Origin of the sequence: Delftia sp. ZNC0008, from assembly GCF_000799035.1 — a bacterium.
GTDB classification, from domain to species: Bacteria; Pseudomonadota; Gammaproteobacteria; order Burkholderiales; family Burkholderiaceae_C; genus Comamonas; species Comamonas tsuruhatensis.
Genome location: NZ_JTKZ01000620.1, coordinates 1 through 2,124 on the forward strand (window position 1 = coordinate 1; position 2,124 = coordinate 2,124).

Genomic DNA, 2,124 nt, shown 5'->3' on the forward strand with positions numbered 1-2,124 from the left:
CCCCCCCGCAGCGGCAGCCGATGACCGCGGAAGAAGTCTCGTCCACCCTGGCTCGGCTGCGGCTGCAGATTGCCGACAGCGACTATGCCGCCTTGGCCGAACTGGATCGGCTGCGGCCCCTGGTCGACGGGCGCCATGCGTCCGTGCTGCAGCGCATCCAGCGCTGCACCGAGTCCCTGGAAACCGAGGCGGCGCTGCAGGCGCTCGAACAGCTGGCGCGGAGCATGGCCGTGAACCGGACGGTTCTACAGGGAGCTGCAGATGTTTGAAGCCTTGACCGGGCCGGAACTGCCCACGGTCCTCATCGTTGACGACGAACGGCTGAACCGCAGCATGCTGGCCGAGCTGCTGAGCCCCCACTACCGTGTGCTGCTGGCCAAGGACGGCCCGGGTGCGCTGGTGATCGCCCAGCGCGAAGCCCACCGGCTGCAGCTGATCCTGCTGGACCTGGCCATGCCCGGCATGAACGGCTACGAGGTGCTGGGTGCGTTGCGCGCCCAGGAGCGCACCGCCCATATCGCCGTCATCTTCATCACCGGCCAGAGCAATGCCCAGGCCGAGGAATACGGCCTGCGCCTGGGCGCGGCCGACTATGTCTCCAAGCCCATACGTCCCGCCGTGGTCGAGGTGCGCGTGCGCAACCAGATACGCCTGGCCCTGCAGCGCCAGGCCCTGGAGCGCCTGGCCATGGTGGACGGACTGACAGGGCTGGCCAACCGCCGCCACTTCGACGACATGCTGGAGCGCTCCCACCGCCGCAGCCTGCGCACGGGCGAGTCCGTGGGCCTGGCTCTCATTGATATAGACCACTTCAAGCAATACAACGACTGCTATGGCCATGTGCAGGGGGACGAGGCGCTCAAGGCAGTGGCCGCCACGCTGCAGCGCCATGCGCGCCGGCCCTACGACCTGGCAGCGCGCTTTGGCGGCGAGGAATTCGCGCTCATCCTCCCCGGCGAAAGCGACGCCCAGGTCATGGCCGAGAATTTCCGCCAGGAAGTGCTGCGCCTGTCCATCGCCCACGCCGCCTCTCCCACGGCGCCGCTGCTCACCGTCAGTTGCGGCGTACTCACCGTGCGGCAGCCGTCTGCCGCGCCTTTGGAAACCTGGCTGCAGAAGGTGGACGGCCTGCTCTACCAGGCCAAGGCCCTGGGGCGCAATCGCATCGAGGCAGCCATCGAGCCCTGAAGAAAATGCGCTCCGAACCACGGCACGGCGCCCGGATTCTGAGCCTGCACAACCGGCGGCAGGAAAGCCACAGCTATCATAGAAAGATGCTCTCCGTCCCCCTGATTTCCGCCAACGCATCGCCCCTGGGCTGGATGCTGGCGCTTGCCGCAGCCGTGGCCTATGCCGTGCCGGCCGCCGGTGCCCGACGCATCAGCCATGCCGGCGCCCGCGCCGCATTGCGCCTGGCCTGGGTGCTCCACGCCCTGGCCCTGGCCTGGGGCCTGCTCGGGGAACAGCCGCACTTCGGGTTCGCGCCAGCACTGTCCATGACGGCCTGGCTGGTGCTCACCGTCTATGGGGTCGAACAGCAGTTGTTCCCCAAGATGCGCGCGCAATTGGCGCTGTCAGCGCTGGGCACGGCCGCCGTGCTCCTGGCCGCGCTGTTTCCGGGAACGCCCCTGCATGTCAACGCCTCGCCCTGGCTGCCGCTGCACCTGGCGCTGGGCATTGCCTCCTACGGACTGTTCGCCGCCGCCGTGGTCCATGCCTCGCTGATGACACGCGCCGAGCAGCACATGCGGCTGGGCGGTGGCGGGCATGACAGCGGCCTGCCCCTTCTCACGCTGGAGCGCCTGACCTTCCGCTTCGTGTCCGCAGGCTTTGTGCTGCTCACGGCCACGCTGGCCGCAGGCTGGCTGTTCGGCGAACAGCTCTACGGCAAGGCCTGGGTCTGGAACCACAAGTCGGTGTTCTCGCTGCTGTCGTGGCTGACCTTTGCCGTGCTGCTGATCGGCCGTGCGCGCTTTGGCTGGCGTGGCCGCAGCGCCGTGCGCGTGCTCTACGCAGGCGCCGTGCTGCTGCTGCTGGCCTATGCGGGATCACGCTTCGTGATGGAAGTGCTGCTGGAGCGCGCCGCATGAAGTACCTGCTGGTCCTGATCGTCATCGTACGCGG

At 68.2% G+C, this 2,124-nt stretch carries 3 protein-coding genes; all 3 read left to right on the plus strand.

All coding sequences use genetic code 11. The features are described from left to right. The coding region (locus L995_RS20280) for a hypothetical protein (protein ID WP_156136105.1) at positions 1-269 on the plus strand (269 nt) is incomplete at its 5' end. Then, a complete protein-coding gene (locus L995_RS20285) occupies positions 262-1,188 on the plus strand; it encodes a GGDEF domain-containing response regulator (RefSeq protein WP_016447995.1) in 927 nt (308 codons plus the stop codon). The genes L995_RS20280 and L995_RS20285, both read left to right, overlap by 8 nt. Before the next feature lie 86 nt (positions 1,189-1,274). Continuing rightward, positions 1,275-2,090 (plus strand): cytochrome C assembly family protein, encoded by an 816-nt coding sequence (locus L995_RS20290; RefSeq protein ID WP_082001586.1) that lies wholly within the window; start codon positions 1,275-1,277, stop codon positions 2,088-2,090. The last annotated feature ends 34 nt before the right edge of the window (positions 2,091-2,124 follow it).

Excerpts from the sequence above, each read along its gene's own strand:
- L995_RS20285 (WP_016447995.1), top strand. The coding sequence starts at position 262 with ATGTTTGAAGCCTTGACCGGGCCGGAACTGCCCACGGTCCTCATCGTT.
- L995_RS20290 (WP_082001586.1), top strand. The coding sequence starts at position 1,275 with ATGCTCTCCGTCCCCCTGATTTCCGCCAACGCATCGCCCCTGGGCTGG.